General features: G+C 61.2%; 1 protein-coding gene. It reads left to right on the forward strand.

Translation table 11 applies throughout. From position 1 onward, the window contains the following. On the forward strand, positions 1–1,545 hold a 1,545-nt coding region (gene carB, locus MDHKLMBL_RS20620; protein ID WP_104272565.1), incomplete at both ends, for a carbamoyl-phosphate synthase large subunit.

A 1,545-nucleotide genomic window follows, 5' to 3' on the forward strand; every position in this document is an offset into this window, starting at 1 on the left:
CATTCTGGAAAAGCACGGCGTGGAAATGATCGGCGCCAACGCCGACACCATTGATAAAGCCGAAGACCGGGACCGCTTCGACAAGGCCATGAAGAAGATCGGCCTCGAGTGTCCGCGGGCCACGATTGCCCACTCCATGGAAGAAGCCTGGAAAGTGGCTGACGACATCGGCTTCCCGTGCATCATCCGCCCCTCCTTCACCATGGGCGGCTCCGGCGGCGGTATTGCCTACAACCGCGACGAGTTCGAGGAAATCTGTACCCGTGGTCTGGACCTGTCTCCGACCAACGAACTGCTGATCGACGAATCCCTGATCGGCTGGAAAGAGTACGAGATGGAAGTTGTCCGGGATAAAAACGACAACTGCATCATCGTCTGCGCCATCGAGAACTTCGATGCCATGGGTGTGCACACCGGTGATTCCATCACCGTGGCCCCGGCCCAGACCCTCACCGACAAGGAATACCAGATCATGCGGAACGCCTCGCTGGCAGTCCTGCGTGAGATCGGTGTGGAAACCGGCGGCTCCAACGTGCAGTTCGGGATGAATCCGGACACCGGCCGGATGGTCGTCATCGAGATGAACCCCCGGGTGTCCCGCTCCTCGGCGCTGGCCTCCAAGGCCACCGGCTTCCCGATCGCCAAGGTCGCCGCGAAACTGGCGGTGGGCTACACCCTGGACGAACTGCGCAACGAAATCACCGGCGGCGTCACCCCGGCTTCGTTCGAGCCGTCCATCGACTACGTGGTCACCAAGATCCCCCGGTTCACCTTCGAGAAATTCCCCCAGGCCGACGCCCGCCTGACCACCCAGATGAAATCCGTGGGTGAGGTCATGGCCATAGGCCGCACCTTCCAGGAATCCCTGCAGAAAGCCCTGCGCGGCCTGGAAGTGGGTTCCGAAGGCTTTGACGAGAAACTCGAAGACCTGGATTCCGAGAATTCCCGGGAAACCCTGACCCGCGAACTGAACGTGCCCGGTGCCGACCGCATCTGGTACATCGGCGACGCTTTCCGGGCGGGAATGACGGTGGAGGACCTGCACGAGCATACCCACGTGGATCCCTGGTACCTGGTGCAGATTGAGGACCTGATCAGGGAAGAGCAGGCGCTGAAGAGTGCCGGTAAGGCCGACATTGATCAGGCCACCCTGTTCCGTCTCAAGCGCAAGGGCTTCTCCGATGCCCGCCTGGCGAAACTGCTGGGCATCTCCGAGGTGAGCCTGCGCAAGCTGCGCCACGATCTGGATATCCGCCCTGTGTACAAGCGAGTGGATACCTGCGCCGCCGANTTTGCNTCCGACACCGCNTACATGTACTCCACCTATGAGGAAGAGTGCGAGTCGGACGCCAGCGACCGCGAGAAGATCGTGGTGATCGGTGGNGGCCCCAACCGGATCGGTCAGGGCATCGAGTTCGATTACTGCTGTGTGCACGCGGCCCTGGCCATGCGTGAAGACGGCTACGAAACCATCATGATCAACTGCAACCCGGAGACCGTGTCCACCGACTACGACACCTCCGACCGGTTGTACTTCGAGCCGAT

The organism is Marinobacter flavimaris (genome assembly GCF_002933295.1).
In the GTDB taxonomy this organism is placed as follows: Bacteria; Pseudomonadota; Gammaproteobacteria; order Pseudomonadales; family Oleiphilaceae; genus Marinobacter; species Marinobacter flavimaris.